General features: G+C 60.6%; 22 protein-coding genes and 1 pseudogene. 15 read left to right on the forward strand and 8 right to left on the reverse strand.

The features are described from left to right. The first annotated feature begins 66 nt into the window (after positions 1 to 66). A complete protein-coding gene (locus tag ABWL43_RS23345) occupies positions 67 to 525 on the forward strand; it encodes a DUF721 domain-containing protein (RefSeq protein ID WP_145165373.1) in 459 nt (152 codons plus the stop codon). Here the strand turns inward: ABWL43_RS23345 and ABWL43_RS23350 are convergent, their stop codons facing one another. After that, the gene (locus tag ABWL43_RS23350; RefSeq protein ID WP_404484644.1) at positions 526 to 2,004 is read right to left on the reverse strand and encodes a helicase HerA-like domain-containing protein; all 1,479 of its coding nucleotides are present in this window, start codon (positions 2,002 to 2,004) and stop codon (positions 526 to 528) included. 204 nt (positions 2,005 to 2,208) lie between these two features. Here ABWL43_RS23350 and ABWL43_RS23355 point away from each other — a divergent pair. Both ABWL43_RS23355 and ABWL43_RS23360 read left to right on the forward strand, forming a co-directional pair. Beyond that, a pseudogene (locus tag ABWL43_RS23355) lies at positions 2,209 to 3,243 on the forward strand (cache domain-containing protein); the annotation flags it as partial. A gap of 93 nt (positions 3,244 to 3,336) precedes the next feature. Beyond that, the gene (locus ABWL43_RS23360) at positions 3,337 to 4,101 is read left to right on the forward strand and encodes a methyl-accepting chemotaxis protein (protein WP_370004806.1); all 765 of its coding nucleotides are present in this window, start codon (positions 3,337 to 3,339) and stop codon (positions 4,099 to 4,101) included. A 36-nt stretch (positions 4,102 to 4,137) separates the two neighbouring features. Here the strand turns inward: ABWL43_RS23360 and ABWL43_RS23365 are convergent, their stop codons facing one another. Both ABWL43_RS23365 and purU read right to left on the reverse strand, forming a co-directional pair. Further along, positions 4,138 to 4,308: a hypothetical protein gene (locus ABWL43_RS23365; protein WP_242199966.1), complete on the reverse strand. Its 171-nt coding sequence runs from the start codon at positions 4,306 to 4,308 to the stop codon at positions 4,138 to 4,140. Positions 4,309 to 4,385: 77 nt separating this feature from the next. Further along, on the reverse strand, positions 4,386 to 5,234 hold the full coding sequence (gene purU / locus ABWL43_RS23370) for a formyltetrahydrofolate deformylase (RefSeq protein ID WP_005790961.1): 849 nt from the start codon (positions 5,232 to 5,234) through the stop codon (positions 4,386 to 4,388). A 349-nt stretch (positions 5,235 to 5,583) separates the two neighbouring features. Here purU and mvaT point away from each other — a divergent pair, with 349 nt between their 5' ends. Beyond that, positions 5,584 to 5,958 (forward strand): histone-like nucleoid-structuring protein MvaT, encoded by a 375-nt coding sequence (gene mvaT / locus ABWL43_RS23375; RefSeq protein ID WP_005790963.1) that lies wholly within the window; start codon positions 5,584 to 5,586, stop codon positions 5,956 to 5,958. Positions 5,959 to 6,048: 90 nt separating this feature from the next. Here mvaT and sbcB read toward each other — a convergent pair whose 3' ends face one another. Beyond that, on the reverse strand, positions 6,049 to 7,476 hold the full coding sequence (gene sbcB, locus ABWL43_RS23380; RefSeq protein ID WP_369302094.1) for an exodeoxyribonuclease I: 1,428 nt from the start codon (positions 7,474 to 7,476) through the stop codon (positions 6,049 to 6,051). Positions 7,477 to 7,643: 167 nt separating this feature from the next. On the opposite strand from sbcB, the gene ABWL43_RS23385 reads away from it, so the two are divergent. Genes ABWL43_RS23385 through ABWL43_RS23410 form a run of 6 tightly spaced genes read left to right on the forward strand, consistent with a single transcriptional unit; the run spans position 7,644 to position 14,311 of the window. Further along, positions 7,644 to 8,336: an RDD family protein gene (locus ABWL43_RS23385; RefSeq protein ID WP_262209790.1), complete on the forward strand. Its 693-nt coding sequence runs from the start codon at positions 7,644 to 7,646 to the stop codon at positions 8,334 to 8,336. After that, a complete protein-coding gene (locus tag ABWL43_RS23390) occupies positions 8,333 to 9,313 on the forward strand; it encodes a stage II sporulation protein M (RefSeq protein WP_404484650.1) in 981 nt (326 codons plus the stop codon). The genes ABWL43_RS23385 and ABWL43_RS23390 overlap by 4 nt, the downstream gene beginning before the upstream one ends. After that, positions 9,300 to 10,826, forward strand: a complete 1,527-nt coding sequence (locus ABWL43_RS23395) for a DUF4129 domain-containing protein (protein ID WP_404484652.1) — start codon at positions 9,300 to 9,302, stop codon at positions 10,824 to 10,826. Before ABWL43_RS23390 ends, ABWL43_RS23395 begins: the two co-directional genes overlap by 14 nt. Continuing rightward, positions 10,823 to 11,980, forward strand: a complete 1,158-nt coding sequence (locus tag ABWL43_RS23400; RefSeq protein ID WP_404484655.1) for a DUF4350 domain-containing protein — start codon at positions 10,823 to 10,825, stop codon at positions 11,978 to 11,980. Before ABWL43_RS23395 ends, ABWL43_RS23400 begins: the two co-directional genes overlap by 4 nt. After that, positions 11,977 to 12,972, forward strand: a complete 996-nt coding sequence (locus tag ABWL43_RS23405; RefSeq protein WP_242199955.1) for a MoxR family ATPase — start codon at positions 11,977 to 11,979, stop codon at positions 12,970 to 12,972. Before ABWL43_RS23400 ends, ABWL43_RS23405 begins: the two co-directional genes overlap by 4 nt. A 7-nt stretch (positions 12,973 to 12,979) precedes the next feature. Then, complete coding sequence (locus ABWL43_RS23410; RefSeq protein WP_404484658.1) at positions 12,980 to 14,311, forward strand: DUF58 domain-containing protein; 1,332 nt, start codon at positions 12,980 to 12,982, stop codon at positions 14,309 to 14,311. A gap of 69 nt (positions 14,312 to 14,380) precedes the next feature. Here ABWL43_RS23410 and ABWL43_RS23415 read toward each other — a convergent pair whose 3' ends face one another. Together ABWL43_RS23415 and ABWL43_RS23420 are read right to left on the reverse strand one after the other, a co-directional pair. After that, positions 14,381 to 14,740: a PilZ domain-containing protein gene (locus ABWL43_RS23415; protein ID WP_145165394.1), complete on the reverse strand. Its 360-nt coding sequence runs from the start codon at positions 14,738 to 14,740 to the stop codon at positions 14,381 to 14,383. 223 nt (positions 14,741 to 14,963) lie between these two features. Then, on the reverse strand, positions 14,964 to 15,338 hold the full coding sequence (locus tag ABWL43_RS23420; protein WP_106578362.1) for a tol-pal system YbgF family protein: 375 nt from the start codon (positions 15,336 to 15,338) through the stop codon (positions 14,964 to 14,966). Positions 15,339 to 15,513: 175 nt separating this feature from the next. On the opposite strand from ABWL43_RS23420, the gene pyk reads away from it, so the two are divergent. Next, a complete protein-coding gene (gene pyk, locus ABWL43_RS23425; protein WP_404484662.1) occupies positions 15,514 to 16,965 on the forward strand; it encodes a pyruvate kinase in 1,452 nt (483 codons plus the stop codon). A 196-nt stretch (positions 16,966 to 17,161) separates the two neighbouring features. On the opposite strand, the gene ABWL43_RS23430 is transcribed toward pyk, so the two are convergent. Next, positions 17,162 to 17,911, reverse strand: a complete 750-nt coding sequence (locus tag ABWL43_RS23430; RefSeq protein ID WP_145165396.1) for an enoyl-CoA hydratase-related protein — start codon at positions 17,909 to 17,911, stop codon at positions 17,162 to 17,164. Positions 17,912 to 17,941: 30 nt separating this feature from the next. Further along, positions 17,942 to 18,874: an iron-sulfur-binding ferredoxin reductase gene (locus ABWL43_RS23435; RefSeq protein ID WP_404484665.1), complete on the reverse strand. Its 933-nt coding sequence runs from the start codon at positions 18,872 to 18,874 to the stop codon at positions 17,942 to 17,944. Positions 18,875 to 19,089: 215 nt separating this feature from the next. On the opposite strand from ABWL43_RS23435, the gene ABWL43_RS23440 reads away from it, so the two are divergent. From ABWL43_RS23440 to ABWL43_RS23455, 4 genes are all read left to right on the forward strand, one after another. After that, complete coding sequence (locus ABWL43_RS23440) at positions 19,090 to 20,613, forward strand: fumarate hydratase (protein ID WP_005790979.1); 1,524 nt, start codon at positions 19,090 to 19,092, stop codon at positions 20,611 to 20,613. A gap of 338 nt (positions 20,614 to 20,951) precedes the next feature. Continuing rightward, positions 20,952 to 22,718 (forward strand): ATP-binding protein, encoded by a 1,767-nt coding sequence (locus ABWL43_RS23445; RefSeq protein ID WP_404484667.1) that lies wholly within the window; start codon positions 20,952 to 20,954, stop codon positions 22,716 to 22,718. Then, positions 22,712 to 24,037 carry a sigma-54-dependent transcriptional regulator gene (locus ABWL43_RS23450; RefSeq protein ID WP_404484670.1) on the forward strand — a complete coding sequence of 442 codons (1,326 nt, stop codon included), beginning with the start codon at positions 22,712 to 22,714 and terminating at the stop codon, positions 24,035 to 24,037. Before ABWL43_RS23445 ends, ABWL43_RS23450 begins: the two co-directional genes overlap by 7 nt. Positions 24,038 to 24,323: 286 nt before the next feature. Continuing rightward, entirely contained in the window at positions 24,324 to 25,643 is a 1,320-nt protein-coding gene (locus tag ABWL43_RS23455; protein ID WP_145165403.1) for an MFS transporter, read from the forward strand. Positions 25,644 to 25,673: the final 30 nt, after the last annotated feature.

A 25,673-nucleotide genomic window follows, 5' to 3' on the forward strand; every position in this document is an offset into this window, starting at 1 on the left:
ATTGGCTGGGGGGCACACAGGCGCTTTCTGCTAAGATGGCGGCTCTGTTACTTAAGGTGTCTAAACATGGCATTTCGCCCTCTTACAGCCCGCGCGCCCAGCGTGTTGCTCCGCGAAGCCAAGCCGTTGAAAGCCATCTTCGGCCATGCGCAACGCTTGGGCCATTTGCAACGCCTGGTCGAAAGCCAGCTACAACCTGCCGCACGTGAACATTGCCATGTGGCGTCCTGGCGCGAAGGAAATTTGCTGTTAATTGTCACCGACGGTCATTGGGCGACCCGTTTGCGCTATCAGCAAAAACGCCTGCAGCGACAATTGATGGCCTTTGATGAATTTGCCAGTTTGACCCGTATCCAGTTCAAGGTGCAGCCGCCGACCGTGCAGCAAGGCGCGGTGGGGCACACCATCAACCTGTCGATAAATGCGGCCGAAACCATTCAGGCAACGGCCGACGGGATCAGCGATCCGGGCTTGCGCGCAGCACTGGAGCGATTGGCCGCGCACGCCAAGCCCAAATCTGAATAGCTACTTACGCTTGCTGCCGCCCAGCAACGAGCCCAACAAACCCCGCACCAACTGCCGGCCCATCTGATTGGCGGCCTGCTGCATGGCTGACTTGAGTGCCTTGCCGGCCGTGGTGCCCAAAAACGCCCCGGCCTTGTCGGTAAAGCTCGGTTCTTCGGCAGCAGGCGTGGCTGCCTCAGTCGGCCCGAGCTCCTTGCGCGCCATCAACACTTCATAGGCCGACTCTCGATCAATCGGCTTGTCATAGCGCCCCAGCAACGGCGAGTTGGCAATCAGCGCGGCGCGTTCGGCTTCGCTGAGCGGCCCGATGCGCGATTGCGGCGGCGCTACCAGCACGCGTTGGACCACTTCCGGCGTGCCCTTTTCCTGCAAGGTGCCCACCAGTGCCTCACCGGTGCCCAGCTCTGTGAGCACCGACAAGGTGTCGAACGCCGGGTTGGCCCGAAAGCCATCCGCTACCGCGCGCAGGGATTTCTGCTCTTTCGTGGTGAACGCCCGCAAGCCGTGCTGAATACGCAAACCAAGTTGCGCCAGGACCGTGTCAGGCAAATCAGCGGGGGATTGCGTGACAAAGTACACACCGACACCCTTGGAGCGGATCAGGCGCACCACTTGCTCCAGTCGGTCCTGCAGAGCCTTGGGCGTGTCGGCAAACAACAAATGCGCCTCATCGAAAAACAGCGCGAGCAACGGTTTGTCGGCATCCCCGCGCTCCGGCAACTGCTCGAACAGTTCGGCCAGCAGCCACAGCAGGAAAGTCGCATACACCTTGGGCGCCTCGTGCACCAGCCGGCTGGCGTCGAGCAGATGGATTCGCCCGCGGCCGTCGCTGGCCGGCTGCAAAATATCTTCAAGCTGCAGGGCCGGCTCACCAAACAAGGCTTCAGCGCCCTGTTGTTCAAGCACCGCCAAGCGCCGCAACAGCGCCTGGCTGGAGCCGGTGGTCATCAGCGCGGCATCGTCACCCAGCAGTTGCGGGTGATAGCGCAGATGGTTGAGCAACGCCTTGAGGTCTTTGAGGTCGAGCAGCAGCAGGCCTTCGCGGTCCGCCACTTTGAAGGTGGCATAGAGTGCCGACTGCTGGCTGTCGGTGAGTTCCAACAGGCTGCCGAGCAATAAAGGTCCCATTTCGCTGATGGTCGTGCGAAGCGGATGACCCGACTGCCCGTGGATATCCCACAGCGTTACCGGATAAGCCTTCGCCGTGTAATTAAGGAAGGGCATGCCCGCGATGCGCTCAGCCACTTTACCTTGAGGGTTCGCGGCAGCCCCCAGACCGCACAGATCGCCTTTGATATCAGCGGCGAACACGGCCACACCCGCATCACTGAACGCTTCCGCCAGGCGCTGCAAGGTCACGGTCTTGCCTGTGCCCGTGGCGCCGGCAATCAGGCCGTGACGGTTGGCCAGGCGCATGGCCTGGGCGATGGGCTGGCCGTCCGGGCCGGCGCCAATAAGGAGTTGCGAGGAGTCAGGCATTTCGTCACCTTTGGTTAATCTTTAGTGCCGCAAGGTCGATACAGATAATTGTAAGACCCACAAAGTCTAAAAACAGGTCGGATGGCTCCTACAGGGACTCACAGAGCCATCACCAGAAGTACCACACCTTTTTTGACGCTGCCATTTTGCGCATCCCATGAGGACGCGCTTCGGATACCAAGACCTTAGCGGACCCTTCAAGCCATGAATAAAAACCTGCGCTTCAGCCACAAAATCCTGCTTGCAGCCGCCCTTATCGTCATCGCCGCCTTCGCATTGTTTACCCTCTACAACGACTACCTGCAACGCAACGCGATTCGCGACGACCTCAATAATTACCTGCATGAAATGGGCGACGTCACCGCCAGCAATATTCAAACCTGGCTCACCGGACGCATAGCGCTGGTGGAAAACGCAGCACAGAACATCGCCATCAACCCCGAGCCCGCCGTGGTCGCCGGCCTGCTGGAACAGAAAGCCCTGACGTCCTCGTTCATGGCCACCTACGTGGGCGACAGCAAAGGCGCCTTCACCATCCGCCCCGACACCAAGATGCCCGATGGCTTCGACCCAAGGGTGCGCCCTTGGTACAAGGGCGCCCAGTCCAGCAATGGTTCAACCCTGACTGAACCCTACATTGATGCCGCCACCGGGAAACTGATCATTTCGGTCGCCACCCCCAGCACCACCACAACTGGCCAGAGCATCGGCGTGGTTGGCGGCGACCTAAGCCTGCAAACGCTGGTGGATAACATTGGCGCGCTGAACTTCGGCGGCATGGGTTATGCGTTCCTGGTCAGTGCCGATGGCAAAGTGCTCGTGCACCCGGACAAAAACCTGGTGATGAAGACCCTGGCCGACATGTACCCCAATCACACGCCGAAGATCAGTACTGACTTCAGTGAAGTTCAAGCCAACGGTAAAGACAACATCGTGACCTTTACACCGATCAAGGGCCTGCCCTCGGTGAACTGGTACCTGGGCATTTCGGTGGATAAAGACAAGTCGTTCGCCATGCTCAGCGAGTTCCGCAATTCGGCGATCATCGCCACGATCATCGCGGTGGTGATCATCATTGCGCTGCTGGGCATGCTCATCCGCGTGCTGTTGCAACCCCTGCACGTAATGACCCGCGCGATGCAGGACATCGCCGATGGCGAGGGCGACTTGACTCGCCGCCTGACCATCCAGAACAACGATGAGTTCGGCACGCTGGGCATTGCCTTCAACCGCTTCGTGGAGCGGATTCATACCTCGATCCGCGAAGTGTCCTCAGCCACCGAACAGGTCAACGAAGTGGCTTTGCGCGTGGTCAGTGCCTCCAATTCCTCGATGGTCAACTCCGACGAGCAGGCCAACCGCACCAACAGCGTCGCCGCCGCCATCAACGAACTGGGCGCCGCCGCCCAGGAAATCGCGCGCAACGCCGCACAAGCCTCCAGCCAGGCCAGCGATGCGCGGCACTTGGCCGAAGACGGCCAACAGGTGGTGGATCGCAATATCAAGGCAATGACCCAACTGTCAGCGATGATCAGTGCTTCGAGCAGCAATATAGAAGCGCTGAACAGCAAGACTGTGAACATCGGGCAAATTCTGGAGGTGATCACCAGCATCTCCCAGCAAACCAACTTGCTGGCACTGAACGCCGCCATCGAAGCGGCGCGTGCCGGGGAAGCCGGGCGCGGGTTTGCGGTCGTGGCCGATGAGGTGCGCAACCTGGCCCATCGCACTCAGGAGTCGGCGCAGCAAGTGCAGAAGATGATTGAGGAACTGCAAGTCGGCGCGCGCGACTCGGTCAGCACCATGAGTGAAAGCCAGCGCCACAGCCAGGACAGCGTGGAAATCGCCAACCTGGCCGGCGAGCGCTTGAACAGCGTGACCCAGCGCATTGGCGAGATCGACGGCATGAACCAGTCAGTGGCCACCGCCACCGAGGAGCAAACCTCGGTGGTGGAGTCGATCAACATGGACATTACCGAGATCAATACCCTCAACCAGGAAGGCGTGGAAAACCTGCAATCCACCCTGCGCGCCTGCACCGACCTGGAACAACAGGCCGCTCGTTTGAAACAGTTGGTGGGCAGTTTCCGAATCTGAGCCCAGTGCCCGCCGTTTTTTTAGAGCGGCGGGCCGTTATTTTTCCGGAGGCTCGGATTTGGCCTGTTCGCGCTCCCACAACTCAGCGGCACCCGGAAACTCGGTGCCGTCCTCAGCATCCAGGTCATCCGGGTCATATCGACTTAAACACCCCTCCCCCAGCGTCGCCGGGGCTTGGGAGGTGGCTTTGTCGAGTGGATCGCTCATTGATCAATCCCCAATAGCAGCAAAAAAAAGGCCTGGGACGATTTAACGCCCAGGCCTGTGCTTCTTCAAGACCTGTATCAGAACACTACGGTCTTGTTGCCGTGCACGAGCACGCGATCTTCCAAGTGATAACGCAGGCCACGGGCCAGCACCATCTTCTCGACGTCACGGCCGAAACGCACCATGTCTTCAATGCTGTCGCTGTGGCTGACGCGCACCACGTCCTGCTCGATGATCGGGCCGGCGTCCAACTCTTCGGTGACGTAGTGGCACGTTGCGCCAATCAGCTTCACGCCACGCAGGGAGGCCTGGTGGTACGGCTTGGCACCCACAAACGACGGCAGGAAGCTGTGGTGAATGTTGATCACCTTGCCAGCGTATTCACGGCACAGTTCCGGCGGCAGAATCTGCATGTAGCGCGCCAGCACCACCACATCCGCTTCGTGCTGCTTGACCAGGCGGGAAACTTCGGCAAAGGCCGGCTCCTTGTCCTGCGGGTTGACCGGCACGTGGTAGTACGGGATGCCATGCCATTCGACCATGCTGCGCAGGTCGTCATGGTTGGAGATTACGCAAGCGATCTCGCAGTCCAGCTCATCGCTGTGCCAGCGGTGCAGCAGGTCGGCCAGGCAATGGGACTCGCGGCTGGCCATCAGCACGACACGTTTTTTCTGCTCGGTGTCGGTGATGTGCCAGGTCATCGAAAACTCTTCGGCGATCGGCGCAAACGCCTCACGAAAAGCTTCAAGACCAAAGGGCAGCGTGTCGGCACGAATTTCGTGACGCATGAAAAACCAACCGCTGAGATCGTCCGAGTGATGGCTCGCCTCGGTGATCCAGCCGTTGTGGGAGGCCAGAAAGTTACTGACTTTGGCAACGATGCCAACCCGGTCCGGGCAAGCAATCACCAGCCGAAAAGTGCGCATTAGGGGGAAACTCCAGAACTTCGCAAAGGCGGCCATTCTAGCGATTGCGCAGAAAAACTGCAGTATTCCTTACGGCTTATTCTGCCCCCACCCTCAGGCTACAGCCCTTAATAGCGTAAGGTTTTACCAACGCTATATGCGTGTCCAACGTGATGCACGGGCAATTGTCGGAAAATAAACGAGATTATCTTTACGTCTACCACCTACTAATTAACTCGATTGCGTAGCAGCGCTACAAACATTCAAAGTAATTCACATAAATGCATCCTTAAATGTTTACTTGGGGTTAGTGCCTGACTATTATTGGGCCACTCTCCTGCCAATCCGCGCTCTACATAAGGTAGTCCACATGTCTCTGATCAACGAATACCGTGCCACCGAAGAAGCTATCAAAGAGCTGCAAGCCCGTTTGAAGAATCTGTCCCAAGACGACAAGCTGCAAACCGAGCTGGAATTCGAAGGCAAACTGCGCACCCTGATGGGTGAATACTCCAAATCCCTGCGTGACATCATCGCGCTGCTGGATCCAGAGTCGAAAGTTAAAGCACCCCGCGGCGCTGTGAAAACTACCGGCACCAAGCGCGCTCGCAAGGTCAAGCAATACAAGAACCCACACAACGGTGAAGTGATTGAAACCAAAGGTGGCAACCACAAGACCCTGAAAGAGTGGAAAGCCAAGTGGGGCGGCGACGTGGTTGAAGGCTGGGCTACCCTGCTGGGCTAAGCCTGGTCGGGCTCTCGCCTGATAAGCGACACAATAAAAAACGCCAGCTTGCTGGCGTTTTTTATTGTCCGAATATTCTCCAATGCCTGACTACAGGTTCAGCCGGGCGGCTAAAGAGTCGGCATACTCCTGCCATTGATCCAGCACCTGACACTGAAACGATGTAGCACTAACAGCCAACTCCTCGCGCGCCTGTTTAAATGCCAACAGGGTAGTCGGCGCGCCCCACTCCGAACTCGACAACCTTTGCTGACAGAAAAGTTTCCAGCGCTGTTGCTCCTCGTTGTTCAAGGTGTCAGGAAAGTTACGCGCGCGGTAGCGGAATAATAATTCCGGCAAACGATGATCATCAAATGGCCACTGCTGATGGGCCAGATGTAAAGGCTCGGCTGCCCGGACTTGTTCGCATAAACGACGATCGCGATCACCAATAAAACCGTCATAGAGCTGCTGCTCGGGATCCGCACTCGGCGCAAAATCTTCCTCGGCATAAATAGCCGCCAACTTATCGCGCCAAACTTCGTGTGCGTCAGTTAGTCGCAGTGCACGTGCCTGGCACGTGTCCATATCCAATTGAAGTCGCTCGCGGTCCTGCGCCCGCAGCACGTTCAATGGGGCAACGACCGGGCAGCGGTTGATATGCACTAACTTGAGCGGCACTGGCAGTTCGCCTTCCGCCAGGTCGCCACGGCGCGTGTAGAGGCGCTGGCGCAAGGTATCGGCGTCCAGATCCAGCAACCCCTGCGGGTCCAGCCCAAGGTCACAGACGATCAATGCATTGCGATTGCGCGGGTGCCAGGCCAGCGGCAGCACCACGCCCAAGTAGTGACGCTCGGCGGAAAAGCGCCCGGATATATGGACCATCGGTTGCAGCAGGCGTACCTGATCCATCACCCGCTGCTTGCTGCGCAGTTGAAACAGCCACTCATACAACTTGGGCTGTTTCTCGCGGACCAGACGCGCCAGGGCGATCGTGGCTCGCACGTCCGACAAGGCGTCGTGGGCCTGGCCATGATCGATTCCGTTGGCGGCGGTCAAACGCTCAAGCTTGAGGGTGACGCGCCCATCCTGCTCTGGCCAGACGATCCCTTCCGGGCGAAGTGCGTAGGCCGTGCGCACCACATCGATCAAATCCCAGCGACTGTTGCCGCCCTGCCATTCACGGGCGTAAGGGTCGAAAAAATTGCGATACAAACTGTAGCGCGTCATTTCATCGTCAAAACGCAACGTGTTGTAACCGGCACCGCAAGTGCCCGGTGCGGCCAGTTCGGCATGCACTCGGGTCATGAAGTCGGCTTCGGCCAGGCCTTTGTCCGCCAGAATGTCAGGGGTGATGCCGGTGATCGCGCAGGCGGCCGGATGAGGCAGGATATCGTCGCTGAGCTGGCAATAAAGATTGACCGGCGGGCCGATCTCGTTGAGTTCGAGGTCGGTACGAATACCGGCAACCTGAAGCGGGCGATCGCTGCGCGGATTGATGCCGGTGGTTTCATAGTCGTACCAGAAAATGGAGGTCACGGGTTATTCCTGTGCTGAAGACCGGCAAAGTCTAGGCGCTGTTGGCCGTCCGGGGCCAGTGATACCTTGGCTGTACAAATATCCAGCAAAACCTTGAATGGTTGCTTCCACCGGCGACACTGCTAGCATCCGTGTCTCTTAGCCGCTTCGCACTGCCAGGGATCGCAATGCCGAAAAACCCTTTGGATACCCGCTACCAGATCGAGACCCCTGAAGGCATAGATCTGCCCTTGCGCCCGGCAGGCCTGCCGCCGCGGGTACTGGCCTTTGCTTTCGACCTGGGCTTGCGTGGCTTGGTCATGGGCATCCTGCTCGTGCCGCTGGCCCTGTTGGGCAATATTGGTATTGGCCTGGGTTCATTGCTGCTGTTTCTGGTCAGCTGGTGGTACATGGTCTTGTTCGAAGTGCTCAATCAAGGCTGCTCTCCAGGCAAGCAGGTCATGGGCCTGCGGGTCGTACAGGACGATGGCACGCCTGTCGGCTGGTCCGCCTCGCTGATCCGCAACCTGCTGCGCTTTGTCGACATGCTGCCCTTCGGCTACTTCCTCGGCGCCATCAGTTGCCTGCAACACCCTCATTTCAAACGGCTCGGCGACCTCGCCGCCGGCACCCTGGTGATCTACCGCGAACAATCACTGGCCCGCCCCCGGATACCCCAAGCGGCTGCGTTGCGCCTGCCCTTCGCCCTTGACCTGAGCGAGCAGCGCGCCATTCTCGGCTTCGCCGAACGCCAGGGCGAACTCTCTACCGAACGGGTGCATGAACTGGCATCCATCCTCGCGGCCCCTCTGCAAGTGTCCCCTGTACGCGCCGTAGAGCAACTCAATGGTGTGGCCCGTGGCTTGTTGGGGCCGACATGAAGCAGAGCCTGTTCGAAAGCCGTCACCAGCCCCAGTGGCAAGCCTTTGCGGCGCAACTGACACAGTTGGAGCAAGGCAAGGCCAAGGCCAGCGACGTGGCGGACTTCCCCCATCACTATCGACGCCTGTGCCAGCACCTCGCGCTGGCACAGGCGCGTGGCTACAGCAGTTATCTGGTAGATCCGCTGCAGCAATTGGCCCTGCGCGGCCACCAGCAGCTCTATCGCCATCGCAGTCAATTGGGAGCGAAGGTTCTGAGCTTCGTCCTGGCCGACTTCCCGCGCCTGGTACGAGAGCAATGGCGCTTCGTGTTAATCGCCGGCCTGTTGTTTTTCGGCAGCCTGCTGGGAATAGCCCTGCTGGTTTACCTGTTTCCCGACCTGATCTACAGCATCGTCAGCGCCCAGCAGGTCGCCGAGATGCAAAGCATGTACGACCCCGCTGCCAGCCGCCTTGGGCGCGCCGCCGAGCGAGCCTCCAGCGAAAACTGGATGATGTTCGGCTACTACGTGATGCACAACATCGGCATCGCCTTCCAGACCTTTGCAGCCGGGTTACTGTTTGGTCTTGGCAGCGTGTTTTTTCTGATTTTCAACGGCTTGATCATCGGCGCAATCTGCGGCCATCTCACCGAAATTGGCTATGGCCAGACCTTCTGGTCGTTTGTCATCGGCCACGGTGCATTCGAGCTGACCGCCATCGCCCTGGCCGGCGCTGCGGGTTTGCAACTGGGGTGGTCGCTGATCGCTCCGGGACCGCTCGCTCGCAGCGAATCCCTGCGGTTGGCGGCGCGCAAAAGCGTGCAGATGCTCTGCGGTGTGATGGTGTTCCTGCTGATCGCTGCGTTGATAGAGGCGTATTGGTCTTCCACCACCGCTATCACACCTTGGATCAAATACCTGGTGGGCGCCGCGCTTTGGCTGCTGGTGGCCGCTTACCTGATTCTTGCAGGGCGGGTTCACCATGCGCCTGAGTGACGCCAGCGTGGTAATTCGCCCCCGCACTGCCTGGGAGGCCATGGACCTTGGCGTGTTGATGGCCAGGGAGCATCGCTGGCTGTTGATGAGCAGTTGGGCGCTGGTGAGCTTGCCGGTATTTGCGTTGCTCACCGTGGTGTTATGGGAGTCTCCCTTTGCCGCTGTTTTTCTGTTCTGGTGGCTCAAGCCGGCGTTCGATCGGCTGCCGTTGTACATCCTGTCCAAGGCACTGTTTGGTGAAACACCCAGCGCCAAACAAGCCGTGCGTCATTGGCCGCGACTGCTGAAAAGCCAGCTGCTGGTCAGCCTGACCTGGCGGCGTCTGAGCCTGAGCCGCAGTTTCGTGCTGCCAGTGAGCCAACTCGAAGGCCTGGGTGGCCAGGCGCGTCAACACCGCCTCGGCGTGCTGTTACAACGCAACGCAGGGGCTGCGCGCTGGCTGACAATCATTGGCATGCACCTGGAAATCGGCCTGTGGTTTGGCTGCATGGCGCTGTTCTACCTCTTCATTCCTGAACAACTTGAACGGGATTGGGACTGGCAACGACTAGTGCTCGCCACCAGTTCGCAAGGGCTGTGGCTGGAGCATCTGGGCAACGCGTTCTATGCGCTGATATTGGTGTTCTGGGAGCCTATCTACGTCGCCTGCGGTTTCAGCCTATACCTCAACCGCCGTACCGTGCTGGAGGCCTGGGACCTGGAACTGGTATTCCGGCGTTTACGCCAGCGCCTGGGCAGCGTGGCGACGCTACTGCTGTTGGCGGTCGGACTGATGCTGCAGGCCAGCCCACAGGTCATGGCGGATGAGTCCAGTAGCCCAAAGCAACTGAGCACCCCGGCTGCGAGTCAATCCATCAAGACCCTGCTGGCCCTCCCCCCGTTCAAGAACCCGGAAACCGTCACCCGCTATCGCTTCGGCGAAGACCAGCCTGCGGCCAAAGGCACCGCGCACGGTGATGGCAAATTACCCGGATGGCTACAGGCACTGCTCGATCACCTCAACAGCAACACCTTCAAACACCTAGGCCAGGGATTGGAAATACTCCTGTGGAGCCTGTTGATTGGAGGCCTCGCGTTGCTCGGTTGGCACTACCGCGACGGGTTGCAGGCTTTTGTCAGTCGGCGCGCAATCAGTCAACCCAGGGTTACCAAGCCCGTTCCAACGCAGTTATTCGGCCTGGAACTGGGCATAGACACTTTGCCCGACGACATCGCCAGCACTGCCGAACACTTATGGCCCACACAACCACGGCAAGCCCTCAGCCTTCTGTACCGAGGCCTGCTCAGCCACCTGTTGCATGACTACAACATGCCACTGAAAACCGCCGACACCGAAGGCCAGGTCCTGGAGCGTGTTCACCAATTACAACAACCACAGCTGCTGGTGTTCAGTGATGAGCTGACACGCCACTGGCAGAACCTGGCCTACGGCCACCGGCTGCCCCCGCTCGCCGCCCAGCAAAAGCTCTGCAGCGACTGGCGTGCGTTGTTCAAGTCGGACGCCGGGCAATGAACCGCCCATTACTGTGGGCAGGTGTACTGCTGGCGTGCCTGCTGGGGGCCGGTGCATTTTATGCCTGGCACAAAGCGGTCCCTTATGACGAAGTGGTTGATCGCGGCCCATCGCCCCAAGCGCGGGAGAATCCCTATCTGGCGGCCGAGTACTTTCTGCGCCAGCAAGGCCTGAGCGTCGAGCATGCCAATAGCCTTGAACACCTCGCTCACCTCCAGCCAAAAGGCCACAGCCTTCTGCTGTTGGGTGATCGCGCCAACATGACCCCACGCCAAGTGGATCAACTGCTGGAGTGGGCGAAGTCCGGTGGCCATTTGCTGGTGGTCGCCGAAGCGCTGTGGGATGAAGAGACAGGTAAAAGCGGCGACCTGCTGCTTGATCGGTTGAACATCCACCAGACATTGAGCGAAACCTTCGATGAACCAGCCACGACGCGCAAAAAGAAAACGCCGGACCTGACCAAACTCTACGTCGACAATGAAACCGCCCCGGCGTACTTCAGTTTCGATACCGACTTCAACCTCACCGATCCCAAACACCTGGCACAGTTTTCAGCCAACAGCGCCAAATCCAGCCACCTCATGCAACGCAATTTCGGGCACGGCACCGTAACCGTGGTGACCGACAGCGAGCTGTGGAAAACCCCGGGCATCGGCCAACACGATAACGCCTGGCTGCTGTGGTACCTCAACCAAGGTACTGACGTGACCTTGTTGTTCAACAGCGACGTAGACAGCCTGTTGACCCTGTTGATGCGCTATTTCCCCCAAGCCTTGGTGGCACTCCTGGCGCTGATTGCCCTGGCACTCTGGCAGACCGGCATGCGCCAGGGCCCGATCCAGGCGCCTGCGCCCAGGGCACGTCGGCAGTTGCAGGAGCATTTGAGGGCCAGCGCCGATTTCCTGCTGCGTCGCACCGGCCAGGGCACGCTCTTGCACGCCCTGCAGCGTGACATTCAGCGCGCTGCCCGCCGACGTCACCCTGGCTTTGAACACCTCGACACCGCTCAACAGTGGCAGGTACTCGAACGCCTGACGCGCCAACCCTCCCACATCATCAGTCAGGCCCTAGGCCCACTCCCGGCAAAACGGCTCACCAGCGCCGATTTCAGCCGTCAGGTGGCATGCCTGCAAACCCTCAGGAATGCCCTATGAGCGAACTCCCTGCAGCCACTGCCCCTACCGCCGAAAGCCTTCAACACGCCAGCCAGCAGGCACAGGCCCTGCGCGTTGAACTGCGCAAGGCGGTGATTGGCCAGGATCAGGTGATCGACGACGTACTGACCGCGCTGATCGCTGGCGGACATGTCCTGCTCGAAGGCGTACCCGGCCTGGGCAAGACGTTGCTGGTGCGTGCCCTGGCACGTTGCTTTGGTGGCGATTTCGCGCGTATCCAGTTCACACCGGACCTGATGCCCAGCGATGTCACCGGCCACGCCGTGTATGACCTGCACACCGAGCAGTTCAAGCTGCGCAAGGGGCCGCTGTTCACTCACTTGCTGCTGGCCGATGAAATCAACCGCGCTCCGGCCAAGACTCAAGCCGCCTTGCTTGAAGCCATGCAGGAGCGCCAAGTCACTCTCGAAGGCGAGGCGCTGCCTATCGGTCAGCCCTTCATGGTGCTGGCGACCCAGAACCCTATCGAACAGGAAGGTACTTACCCCCTGCCCGAAGCCGAACTCGACCGTTTCATGCTCAAGGTGCGCATGGACTACCCCGATGCTCGGCAAGAACTGGAGATGGTGCGCGAAGTGACTCGCTCGTCCCGGGCAGACATGCTCGATGTGCACCCGCTACGTACAGTGCTGCAGGCCCAGGACGTGTTGCACCTGCAGCAGGTTGCGAGCGAACTGGCGCTGGATGAGCAAGTCCTCGACTACGCCGTGCGCCTGGCGCGAGCCACCCGCACGTGGCCTGGGCTGGCCATCGGCGCCGGCCCTCGGGCCTCCATCGCCCTGGTTCGCGGGGCACGGGCACGCGCTTTGTTGCGTGGCGGTGAATTCGTCACCCCTGACGATATCAAGGGGTGCGCGCTGGCTGTATTGCGTCACCGGGTGCGCATTGCGCCGGAACTGGACATCGACGGGCTCGAGGTAGACCAAGTGCTCCAGCAACTGCTGGACCAGATCGCGGCGCCCCGGCAGTGACTCGTCCATGAAGCCGACCCGCCTGTTGCTCAGCTGGCTGAGCGTGCTGCTGGGCCTGAACATCCTGCTCGGCGCCGCAACGGCGCTGCAGCTTAAAGTGCCCGACACGCTGCACTCGATAGCCTGGGGCTTGTTACTGGCGCTGTTGCTGCTGGCGCTGCTGGATTCCGTGCGCCTGAAGCGTCGCCCCGGTGTGCAAGTACAACGGCAAATGCCGGGCAGCCTGGCACTCGGACGCTGGGGGGAAGTGCGCCTGACCCTGACGCACGATCACTCGCAACCAATCACAGTGAAGGTGTTCGATCATGTTCCTGACGGCTTGAGCATGGAAAACCTGCCCCAAAGCATTGAACTGCGCCCCGGTGAACACAGCGAACTGGGCTACCGCCTGCGGCCTTTGCGCCGTGGACACTTCAGCTTCAGCCGCTGTGAAATTCATCTGCCCAGCCCCATTGGGCTATGGTCGGCACGGCAATTTGTCGAGGTCAGCGATACGACTCGCGTCTACCCGGATTTCGCTCACTTATACGGCGCACAGTTGCTCGGTGTGGATAACTGGCTCAGCCAACTCGGCGTGCGCCAACGCCAGCGAAGGGGCCTGGGGCTGGAATTCCACCAACTGCGCGAATTTCGCGAGGGTGACAGCCTGCGCCAGATCGATTGGAAGGCCACCGCACGACAACGCACACCCATCGCCCGTGAATACCAGGACGAGCGCGACCAGCAGATTGTGTTCATGCTCGATTGCGGTCGACGCATGCGCAGTCAGGACGGCGATTTGTCACATTTCGACCATGCACTCAACGCCTGCCTGTTGCTCAGTTATGTCGCGCTGCGTCAGGGCGATGCCGTGGGGCTGAGCACCTTTGCCAGTGACACGCCGCGTTACCTGGCGCCGGTCAAGGGCAGCGGCCAGCTGAACCTGCTGCTCAATGCGGTGTACGACCTGAATACCACCCGCCGCACGGCCGACTATCAAGCTGCGGCCAGCCAACTGCTGGCCCGGCAAAAACGCCGGGCGCTGGTGATCGTGGTCACCAATCTGCGCGATGAGGACGATGAAGCTCTGCTGACAGCGGTCAAGCGCATCAGCCGACAGCATCGGGTACTGGTGGCCAGCCTGCGGGAGGAAGTACTCGATGATTTGCGCCAGGCCCCGGTGCAAACCCTGCCCGAAGCATTGGCTTATTGCGGGACGGTCGACTACCTCAATGCACGCAACGAACTCCATGACCGGTTGAGCGCCCATGGGTTATCCGTACTGGACACGCCGCCATCAGCGTTGGGGGCCGCGCTCGTCACGCGTTATCTGGGTTGGAAAAAAGCCGGAGTGTTCTAAACGCGTGCTGACACAAACACATTTCCAAGGCCGGGCTAACGATCCAACCCGGGCCAACACGTTCAATGCCTAAGCGGATGCCTGTAACGGATCGAAGCTGAAGTAATTCAACAAGGCGCTGATCAGCTGGCTGTACTCTTCGCCCGCCTCGATCACGCTGAACCCCGAGTCGTAGTGCTGCGGGTTGATGTCTTCATGGCTCCACAAGCAGGTCGCGGTCAGGTCAATTGCCTGGCACTCGCCGGTCGGGCCAGGAATTTTCAGACGCAACTCGAAATCCACGTCGACCATCATGGGCAACTGGCTGATCAACATCAGCCCACTTTCGGACGCGTTGCCCAGAAAACCGATAGGTTTATCGGTAACACGGTTGAATACCTGCAGGAAGCAAGGTAGCTGGTGCCGCTCGATCCGTCGGTGGGTAAACATGTGAGATCGCCATCCAATGGCCATGCCCTGGCCGGTCCAGTGATTCGGAACGAGCCAATGGCTCGCTCTCCCTGGATCTCGGTGTGCCAACAGACGTCGCTATGGTCACTAAACAACTGCCGAATCCGGGCCTCGCATTCGTTCGAATAGAAACTTGTACAAACGAACACCCAAAGGATAGCTCAAGACTGGCGACGGGCCAGCTATAGCATGACAAATATCATTACAACGACGCCGGCCGTGTCTGTGCAGCACTGGCGCCGGGGTAATGCCCCAACTGCTGCAGGGTGTCGAGCCTGGCTCGCGCACGGTAGGCGTACTCACTTGTCGGGTACTGGCTGATGATGAATTGGTAGGTCTGGACGGCATCCACGAACAATTTCTGCCGCTCCAGGCATTGGCCGCGCAACATCGAGACCTCCGGTTGCACGTAGCGACGGGTGCGGCTCTCGCGGTCAACCTGGGACAATTCCAGCGTGACGCGCTCGCAATCACCCACCCCATAGGCACGGTAAGCGTTGTTCAAATGGTGGTCCATCGACCAGCGGGTACAGCCGACAACACTGACGGCCAGGGCAGCAACGAGCAAAATTCGCATGGGGGTTCTCCTGTCTTGAGCAGTGTATCGACCCCTCGTCGAAAATCTTCAAGGATGTTCGTCTATTCAACCGCTGCAAAAACAAGCCAATCGTCGATAAGTAGTGCAAACGAACAATGACTACAACGAAAGAGCATAGTAGCCTTCTCCAGCGCTTGAACTCAGGAGTCTGTGCATGTCCGTCCGTCGTACCAAAATCGTCGCCACCCTTGGCCCGGCCAGTAACTCGCCGGAAGTCCTCGAACAGCTGATTCTGGCTGGTTTGGACGTTGCCCGTCTGAACTTCTCCCACGGCACCCCGGACGAGCACAAGGCTCGCGCCAAGCTGGTGCGTGACCTGGCCGCCAAGCACGGCCGCTTCGTGGCGCTGCTGGGTGACCTGCAAGGCCCGAAAATCCGTATCGCCAAATTCGCCAACAAGCGTATCGAGCTGAAGATCGGTGACAAGTTCACCTTCTCCACCAGCCATTCGCTGACCGAAGGCAACCAGCAAGTCGTGGGGATCGACTACCCGGATCTGGTCAAGGACTGCGGCGTCGGTGACGAGCTGCTGCTGGACGATGGCCGCGTGGTCATGCGCGTCGACACCGCCACCCCGACCGAACTGCACTGCACCGTGATCATCGGTGGCCCGCTGTCCGACCACAAAGGCATCAACCGTCGCGGCGGTGGCCTGACGGCGCCGGCGCTGACTGAAAAAGACAAGGCCGACATCAAGCTCGCCGCCGAAATAGAAGTGGACTACCTCGCCGTGTCTTTCCCGCGCGACGCTGCCGATATGGAATACGCCCGTAAACTGCGCGACGAAGCCGGCGGTACTGCCTGGCTGGTAGCGAAGATCGAACGCGCCGAAGCCGTTGCCGATGACGAAACCCTCGACGGCCTGATCAAGGCTTCCGACGCTGTGATGGTTGCGCGTGGCGACCTGGGCGTGGAAATCGGTGACGCCGAGCTGATCGGCATCCAGAAAAAGATCATCCTGCACGCCCGCCGCCATAACAAAGCGGTGATCGTGGCGACCCAGATGATGGAGTCGATGATCCAGAACCCGATGCCAACCCGCGCCGAAGTGTCCGACGTAGCCAACGCCGTGCTCGACTACACCGACGCCGTGATGCTCTCGGCTGAAAGTGCTGCCGGCCCGTACCCGTTGGAAGCCGTACAAGCCATGGCGCGGATCTGCGTCGGTGCCGAAAAGCACCCGACCAGCAAGACCTCCAGCCACCGCATCGGCAAAGTGTTCGAAAGCTGCGACCAGAGCATCGCCCTGGCAGCCATGTACACTGCCAACCACTTCCCGGGCGTTAAAGCGATCATCGCCTTGACCGAAAGTGGCTACACGCCGTTGATCATGTCGCGCATCCGTTCCTCGGTGCCGATCTACGCGTTCTCCCCGCACCGCGAAACCCAGGCCCGTGCGGCCATGTTCCGTGGCGTGTACACCGTACCGTTCGACCCGGCCTCGTTGCCGCCGCATGAAGTCAGCCAGGCTGCCATCGACGAGCTGATCAAGCGCGGCGTTGTGGAGAAAGGCGACTGGGTCATCCTGACCAAGGGCGACAGCTACCACACCATCGGTGGCACCAACGGCATGAAGATCCTGCACGTTGGCGACCCAATGGTCTGAGTGACAGGCTGAAAAACAAAAGCCCCGCCATGTGAATGGCGGGGCTTTTTGCATTTGAGGCTGGTGGTGGTGTTGGCTTCACTGGCCTCTTCGCGAGCAAGCCCGCTCCCACATTTGACCGCACACACCCTGAAGAAACGCGCTCGAATGTGGGAGCGAGCTTGCTCGCGAAGACGTCAGAACAATCGACAAAAATCTAGCGCCTGGTGACAAAAGCCGACAACGCCGCAATCGCCTCCGGCGATTTCAACCGCTGCGTAAACAACGCCCCCTCCTCTTCAATCACTTGGCGCAACTGCTCGCGATCTACACTTTTCATCAAATGTTTGCTGACTTGCACTGCCCCCGGCGCCAGGGTTTCAAAGCGTTCAGCCACTTCCCGCGCCTTGGCCAGCGCCGCTTCACCGCTGCTCAACGCCTGCGTGGCAATGCCCCACGCGGCCGCCTGCTCACCAGTGAATCCCTCGCCCAGCAGCAACAGCTCAGCCGCCTTGGCATGCCCGAGCAATCGCGGCAGGATCAGGCTTGAGCCAAACTCCGGACACAGCCCAAGGTTGACGAATGGCATGCGCAAGCGCGCATCGCGGCTGATATAGACCAGGTCGCAGTGCAGCAGCAGGGTCGTGCCGATGCCCACTGCCGCGCCGGCCACAGCGGCGATCACTGGCTTGCGGCAATTGAGCAGGCTTTTCATAAAGTGAAACGGCGGGCTGTCGAGGTCGCTGGGCGGCTGTTCGAGGAAATCGCCGATGTCATTACCGGCGGTAAAACACTCACGGCTGCCCTGAATCAGCACGGCACGGATGTCTGGGTCCGCATCGGCCTGCTCCAACGCGTGAGCCAATTGCGTGTACATGGCGCGGGTCAGGGCGTTTTTCTTGTCCGGGCGGTTGAGCTGCAAGGTCAGCAGCCCGCGTTCGCGTTGCAGCAGGATGGCGTCGGTCATGGTGGATCTCGCGGCTGTAGAAATCAGCGCTCAACCACGGGGCACAAACACATCGGCCAGCAGTTGATTGCGCGGCAGACCGGCCAGGAACAAGCGTTTGGAAAACGCCTCGACGCTGACAGGGTGCCCGCAGAGTAAGGCCAGAGTTTGCCGCGAAACAAGCCGCAGTTGCGCCAATGCCTGGGTCAACTCAGCCGCAGTCCACAGCTCCACGGTGACGTTTGGATGCTGCAAAGCCAACTGCGCCAGGGGCTCGGCCAGGTAATGCGCGTCGGCATCATGAGCCAGGTGAATCACACGGATAGCGCCCTGATGATCCTGGCGCAACGCCTCGCGCAGCACGCCCCACAACGGCCCAAGCCCGGTGCCGGCGGCCAACAGCCATAGCGGCCGCGAATGCCAGTCGGGATCGTATTGCAGCGCCCCGCCCCTCAACTCGCCCAGGCGCAGGTCGTCTCCCACTTGCAACTGGCGGGCAATATTTATGAATTCACCGGGCTGACGGCAATCGAGGTGAAACTCCAGGAACGGATCTTCCTGGGGCAAGCTCGCCAGCGAATAGGGCCGCGCCACCTGTCCCGCCCACACCACCAGATGCTGCCCGGCGCGATAACGCAGGCCACGTTCCGGTTGCAAGCGCAGGCGCAACACACTCGCATTCAACCAGTCGACGCCCACTACCTTGGCGGGCAAACCGTCACGCAGCGGGTCGAACGTTTCGACTTGCACGTCCCCGACAACCTGGCATTGGCACGCCAAACGCCACCCCTGCTGACGTTGCGCCGGGCTCAAGGCGTCGGGTTGTTTGTCCTCGACCGCACCATGGCAGCGCACCAGGCACGCATGGCAACTGCCCGCCCGGCAACTGTAAGGCACGGCCACACCCGCCAAATTCAGGGCATCCAGCAAGTTGCTGCCGGTGGCTACCGACCAGTGGCGTTCGCCGACGTGCAGTTCAGGCATATAAGGTCTCAATCAGAAGGGGCGCGCACAGGGAATCATGCCTGCGACAGTTTGACCATAGTCGGGTGTATCGGCCACCGCGCCGGGTTATACTGCCGCGCCTTTTTAGCGTCGCGCCTGCACCTACGGCGTGCCTTGGAAAGGTGGACTCAGCCGACCGATGTACCCCACTGAGCCACCTTTATTGAATGTTCCCTTATAGAGGAGCGCGACTCATGACCGTGATCAAGCAAGACGACCTGATTCAGAGCGTTGCCGACGCCCTGCAATTCATTTCCTACTACCACCCCGTTGACTTCATCCAGGCGATGCACGAAGCCTACCTGCGCGAAGAATCGCCGGCAGCCCGTGACTCCATTGCGCAGATCCTGATCAACTCGCGCATGTGCGCCACCGGCCATCGCCCGATCTGCCAGGACACCGGTATCGTCACCGTGTTCGTGCGCGTGGGCATGGACGTACGTTGGGATGGCGCCACCATGGGCCTGGACGACATGATCAACGAGGGCGTGCGTCGCGCCTACAACCTGCCGGAAAACGTCCTGCGTGCATCGATCCTCGCCGACCCGGCAGGTGCGCGTAAAAACACCAAGGACAACACCCCGGCCGTGATCCACTACTCCATCGTCCCGGGTAACACCGTGGAAGTGGACGTGGCAGCCAAGGGCGGCGGTTCCGAGAACAAGTCGAAAATGGCCATGCTCAACCCGTCCGACTCGATCGTCGACTGGGTGCTCAAGACCGTTCCGACCATGGGCGCCGGCTGGTGCCCACCGGGCATGCTGGGCATCGGCATCGGCGGCACCGCCGAGAAAGCCGCAGTGATGGCCAAGGAAGTGTTGATGGAGTCCATCGACATCCACGAGCTGAAAAAGCGCGGCCCGCAGAACCGTATCGAAGAGATGCGTCTGGAGCTGTTCGAGAAGGTCAACCAACTGGGCATCGGCGCCCAGGGCCTGGGTGGCCTGACCACCGTGCTCGACGTGAAAATCATGGACTACCCGACCCACGCCGCCTCGCTGCCGGTGTGCATGATCCCCAACTGCGCCGCCACCCGTCACGCACACTTCGTGCTCGACGGTTCGGGCCCGGCGTCGCTGGAAGCGCCATCGCTGGACGCCTACCCGGAAATCGTCTGGGAAGCCGGCCCATCGGCCCGCCGCGTCAACCTCGACACGCTGACCCCGGAAGAAGTGCAAAGCTGGAAGCCAGGCGAAACCGTGTTGCTCAACGGCAAGATGCTCACTGGCCGCGACGCGGCGCACAAGCGCATGGTCGAGATGCTGAACAAGGGCGAAACCCTGCCGGTAGACCTCAAGGGTCGCTTCATCTACTACGTCGGCCCGGTTGATCCGGTGCGCGAAGAAGTGGTTGGCCCAGCCGGCCCGACCACCGCCACGCGGATGGACAAGTTCACCCGTCAGATCCTCGAGCAGACCGGCCTGCTGGGCATGATCGGCAAATCCGAGCGCGGCCCGACCGCCATCGAAGCGATCAAGGACCACAAAGCCGTGTACTTGATGGCTGTGGGCGGTGCGGCGTACCTGGTGGCGCAAGCCATCAAGAAGTCGCGCGTAGTCGCGTTCGCCGAACTGGGCATGGAAGCGATCTACGAGTTTGACGTCAAGGACATGCCGGTCACCGTGGCGGTGGACAGCAAGGGCGAATCCGTACACATCACCGGTCCTGCCATCTGGCAGAAAAAGATCAGTGAAAGCCTGGCGGTAGAAGTGCAGTAAGCACTTCACTGCGAGGATAAAGGCGACTGCGGCCCATGGCCCAGTCGCCTTTTTTATGGCCGACTCATTCCTTCGGGCCAGTGGAGTCTGTTGCGGCTGGAGGGCATGTTGTGGCTAGAGGGATTGGTTGTGGCGAGCGGGCTTGCCCCGCGTTGGGTGGCGAAGCCGCCCCAATAAGGCCACCGCAGTGTGCCAGGCATATCGCGGGGGCAGTTTTTAGGGCGGCTTCGCCCCCCATACGCGGGGCAAGCCCGCTCGCCACAACAAGCCCGCTCGCCACAAACTGAACGGCGTGCATGCTATGGTGCTCACCCCTTACCGTGCCTGTTCATCACCGTATGATCGCGATCCCACGCCCCCTGCGCCTGACCTTCTATTCCCTGTTGATCATCGCCGGAGCGGTGCTGGCCGCTGCCTTGGCCACTCGCCATGCCGAACGCCAAGCCTTGGTGGATGACGCCGCCCGCGCCAATCAACAGCTCACGCTCTATGGCAATTCCCTGCACACCCTGATCGAACGCTACCGCGCCCTGCCCGCCGTACTGGCGCTGGATTCGGAAATGATCAGCGCCTTGAAAGGCCCGCTCGACGCCACCACCCAAGACCTGCTCAACCGCAAACTGGAGCGCATCAACGGCGCAGCACAGTCCTCAACCCTGGAACTGATGGACCGCAACGGCCTGGCCGTGGCCGCCAGTAACTGGAACTTGCCGAGCAGTTATGTCGGCCATAACTACGCGTTTCGCCCCTATTTCAGCCAGACCTTAAGCCAAGGCACCGGGCGTTTTTATGCGGTTGGGGTAACCACCGGCGTTCCGGGTTACTTCCTCTCCAGCGCGGTGGTCGATGAACACGAGCAGTTTCTCGGCGCCATGGTCGTGAAGCTCGAATTCCCCGAACTTGAACGTGAGTGGGCCCAGGGCAATGACCTGCTGCTGGTCAGCGACGCGCGCGGCATCGTGTTTATCGCCAACCAGCCGGGCTGGCGTTATCGCAACCTGCGGCCGCTGTCGGCCAGCGACCTTGCCGAACTCAAGGCCACGCGCCAATACGATAAAAAGCAATTGCAGCCGCTGCAAACCCAGACGCTGCAGCGCTTCGACGAAAACAGCCACCTGATGCGCGTCAATGGCCCTGACGGCAATGCCAACTACATCTGGGAATCCCTGCCACTGAAGGCCGAAGGCTGGACCCTGCACCTGCTGCGCAAACCGCAGTTCGCCTTTGAGGATCAGCGCAACGCCGGCCTCGCCGCTGCAGGCTCGTGGCTGGCGCTGGTGTTTCTGGTGCTGTTTCTGACCCAACGCTGGCGCCTGGCCCGCCTGCGCCATCGCAGCCGCGAGGAGTTGGAACAGCTTGTGGAGGAGCGCACCCAGGCGCTGCGCACGGCCCAGGATGGCTTGGTGCAATCGGCCAAACTGGCGGCACTGGGCCAGATGTCCGCCGCACTCGCCCATGAAATCAACCAGCCGCTGACCGCCCAACGCATGCAGTTGGCGACCCTGCGCCTGCTGCTGGACCACGGCCGCGTGGACGACGCCTACCAAGCGCTCACACCGCTGGACGACATGCTCACGCGCATGGCCGCACTCACCGGCCACCTCAAGACCTTCGCGCGCAAAAGCCCCAGCGGCTTGCGCGAAAAGCTCGACCTGGCCACCGTCGTCGACCAATCCCTGCACTTGCTCGACGCGCGCCTGCGCGAGGAAGCCATCGGCGTGGTGCTGGACCTGACCCGCCCCGCCTGGGTCCGCGGTGATGCCATCCGCCTGGAACAGGTGTTGATCAACCTGCTGCGCAACGCCTTGGATGCGATGGCCGACAAGCCACGCAAACGCCTGGAGATCCGCCTGCACGCCGACCAGCAGTTATGGCGACTGACCGTCAGCGACAGCGGCGGCGGCATTGCAGAAGAACACTTGAGCAGCGTGTTCGACCCGTTCTTTACCACCAAACCCGTCGGAGACGGCCTCGGCCTAGGGCTGGCGGTGTCCTACGCTATCGTGCATGAACTGGGCGGGCGCCTGCTCGCCGGCAACCGTGGCGACGGCGCAATATTCACCTTGACCTTACCGATTGCGCTGGAGACGCCCGACCTATGCTGAACGCCGTGATTATGGTCGATGACGAAGCCAGCATTCGCACGGCCGTCGAACAATGGTTGAGCCTGTCAGGGTTTGATGTGCAGTTGTTCAGCCGCGCCGAGGAATGCCTGGCGCACCTGCCCAGGGACTTTGCCGGGGTGATCTTGAGCGATGTGCGCATGCCCGGGCTCAGCGGCCTGGAATTGCTGGCAGAAGTACAAAGCCGGGATGCCGATTTGCCGGTGATTCTGCTCACCGGCCACGGCGATGTGCCGATGGCGGTGGAAGCGATGCGCGACGGCGCCTATGACTTTCTGGAAAAGCCCTTCAGCCCCGACGCCTTGCTCAACAGCCTGCGCCGCGCCCTGGACAAACGCGGGCTGATCCTGGAAAACCGTCGTCTGCATCAACAGGCCGACCATCGCGCGCAGCTCGAATCGAGCCTGCTGGGCGTGTCCCGAGGCTTGCAGAACCTGCGACGTCAGGTGCTCGACCTGGCGAACCTGCCGGTCAATGTGTTGATCCGTGGCGAGACCGGCAGCGGTAAAGAGCTGGTCGCGCGCTGCCTGCACGATTTTGGCCCGCGCGCAAAAAAGCCGTTTGTAGCGCTCAACTGCGCCGCCATCCCCGAGCAGCTGTTTGAGGCCGAATTGTTCGGCCACGAAAGTGGCGCGTTCACCGGAGCCCAAGGCAAGCGTATTGGCAAGCTGGAATATGCCCATGGCGGCACGCTGTTCCTGGATGAAATCGAAAGCATGCCGCTGGCTCAGCAGGTGAAGTTGCTGCGCGTATTGCAGGAACAAAAGCTTGAGCGACTGGGCTCCAACCAGAGCATTCACGTGGACTTGCGCATCATTGCCGCCACCAAGCCGGACCTGCTGGAAGAGGCGCGAGCGGGGCGTTTTCGCGAAGACCTGGCCTATCGCCTGAACGTCGCACAACTGCGCCTGCCGCCATTGCGCGAGCGCCGTGAAGACATTCCGCTACTGTTCGACCACTTTGCCCACAGCGCCGCCGAGCGCCTGGGCCGCAGCGCCGAGCCCTTGAGCGGCGCGCAACTGGGGCGCCTGCTCAGCCATGATTGGCCGGGTAATGTGCGTGAACTGGCCAACGTCGCCGAGCGCCAAGTGCTGGGGCTTGGCGACCCGGAACCGGAAGGCGTCGAGGCCGGGCAATCCCTGGCGGCGCAGCAGGAGGCGTTCGAGGCTCATTGCTTGAAGGCCGCGTTGACCCGGCATAAAGGCGATATCAAGGCGGTGCTGGCGGAGTTGCAACTGCCGCGCAGAACCTTGAATGAAAAAATGCAGCGGCATGGGTTGGTGCGGGAGATGTTTCTCTAGGCCAATCGTTGTGTTGACTGGCAGGCCGCTATCGGGGGCAAGCCCCCTCCCACACTTGAGCGTGTTCACAAATCAAAATGTGGGAGGGGGCTTGCCCCCGATAAGGACAGCAGCCATAAGCGGATTTCCGCTCATCACCTGAAAATCATCAGCAAATTTCCGCTCAATAAAATCTTGTAACCCTTCTATTCCGGGCCTTCACCCACCTGGCACAGCTCCTGCTATAGCCCCAGCCAGGCAGTGCTCAAGCACGCTCCATAAAAACAACTAGATGAAGGATCCTTCAATGGATAACTCCAACTCCCTGCCTCTGGGGTCGGCGGCTGCGCCGGCAAAAGAACGCAGTACTTCCAGCCGGATCAAATCGATTTTCAGCGGTTCGGTCGGCAACATGGTCGAGTGGTACGACTGGTACGTCTACGCCGCCTTCTCGCTGTACTTCGCCAAGGCCTTCTTTCCGAAAGGCGACACCACCGCCCAACTGCTGAACACCGCCGCGATCTTCGCCGTGGGCTTCCTGATGCGCCCGATCGGTGGCTGGCTGATGGGGCTGTACGCCGACCGTGCCGGTCGCAAAGCGGCCTTGATGGCTTCGGTGCTGTTGATGTGCTTCGGCTCACTGATCATCGCCCTGAGCCCGGGTTATGAAACCATCGGCGTCGGCGCACCGATCCTGCTGGTGTTCGCCCGCCTGCTGCAAGGTCTGTCGGTGGGTGGCGAGTACGGTACCTCGGCCACTTACTTGAGCGAAATGGCGACCAAGGAACGTCGCGGCTTCTTCTCCAGCTTCCAATACGTGACGCTGATCTCCGGCCAACTCATCGCGCTGGCAGTACTGATCGTGCTGCAACAGGTGCTCACCACCGAACAACTGTACGACTGGGGCTGGCGCATCCCGTTCGCCATCGGCGCCCTGTGCGCAGTGGTCGCGCTGTATCTTCGTCGTGGCATGGAAGAAACCGAGTCGTTCACCAAAAAGGAAAAGGCCAAGGAAAGCGCCATGCGCACCTTGATGCGCCACCCCAAGGAACTGATGACCGTGGTCGGCCTGACCATGGGCGGCACCCTGGCGTTCTACACCTACACCACCTACATGCAGAAATACCTGGTGAACACGGTGGGCATGAGCATTTCCGACTCCACCACCATTTCGGCGGCCACGCTGTTTCTGTTCATGTGCCTGCAACCTATTGTCGGCGGGCTGTCGGACAAGGTTGGCCGCCGGCCGATCCTGATCGCCTTCGGTATCCTCGGCACCTTGTTTACCGTGCCGATCCTCACCACCCTGCACACCATCCAGACCTGGTGGGGCGCGTTTTTCCTGATCATGGCGGCACTGATCATCGTCAGCGGCTATACCTCGATCAATGCGGTGGTGAAGGCCGAGCTGTTCCCTACGGAAATCCGTGCCTTGGGCGTGGGCCTGCCGTATGCGCTGACCGTGTCGATCTTCGGCGGTACGGCTGAATACATCGCGCTGTGGTTTAAGAGCATTGGCATGGAAACCGGCTACTACTGGTATGTGACGGCCTGTATTGCGGTGTCGCTGGTGGTCTACGTGACCATGAAAGACACCCGCAAGCATTCGCGGATTACCACGGACTAAACAGTGTGGGAGCGGGCTTGCTCGCGAAAG

It is taken from the genome of Pseudomonas sp. HT11, assembly GCF_044875395.1.
Classification (GTDB): domain Bacteria; phylum Pseudomonadota; class Gammaproteobacteria; order Pseudomonadales; family Pseudomonadaceae; genus Aquipseudomonas.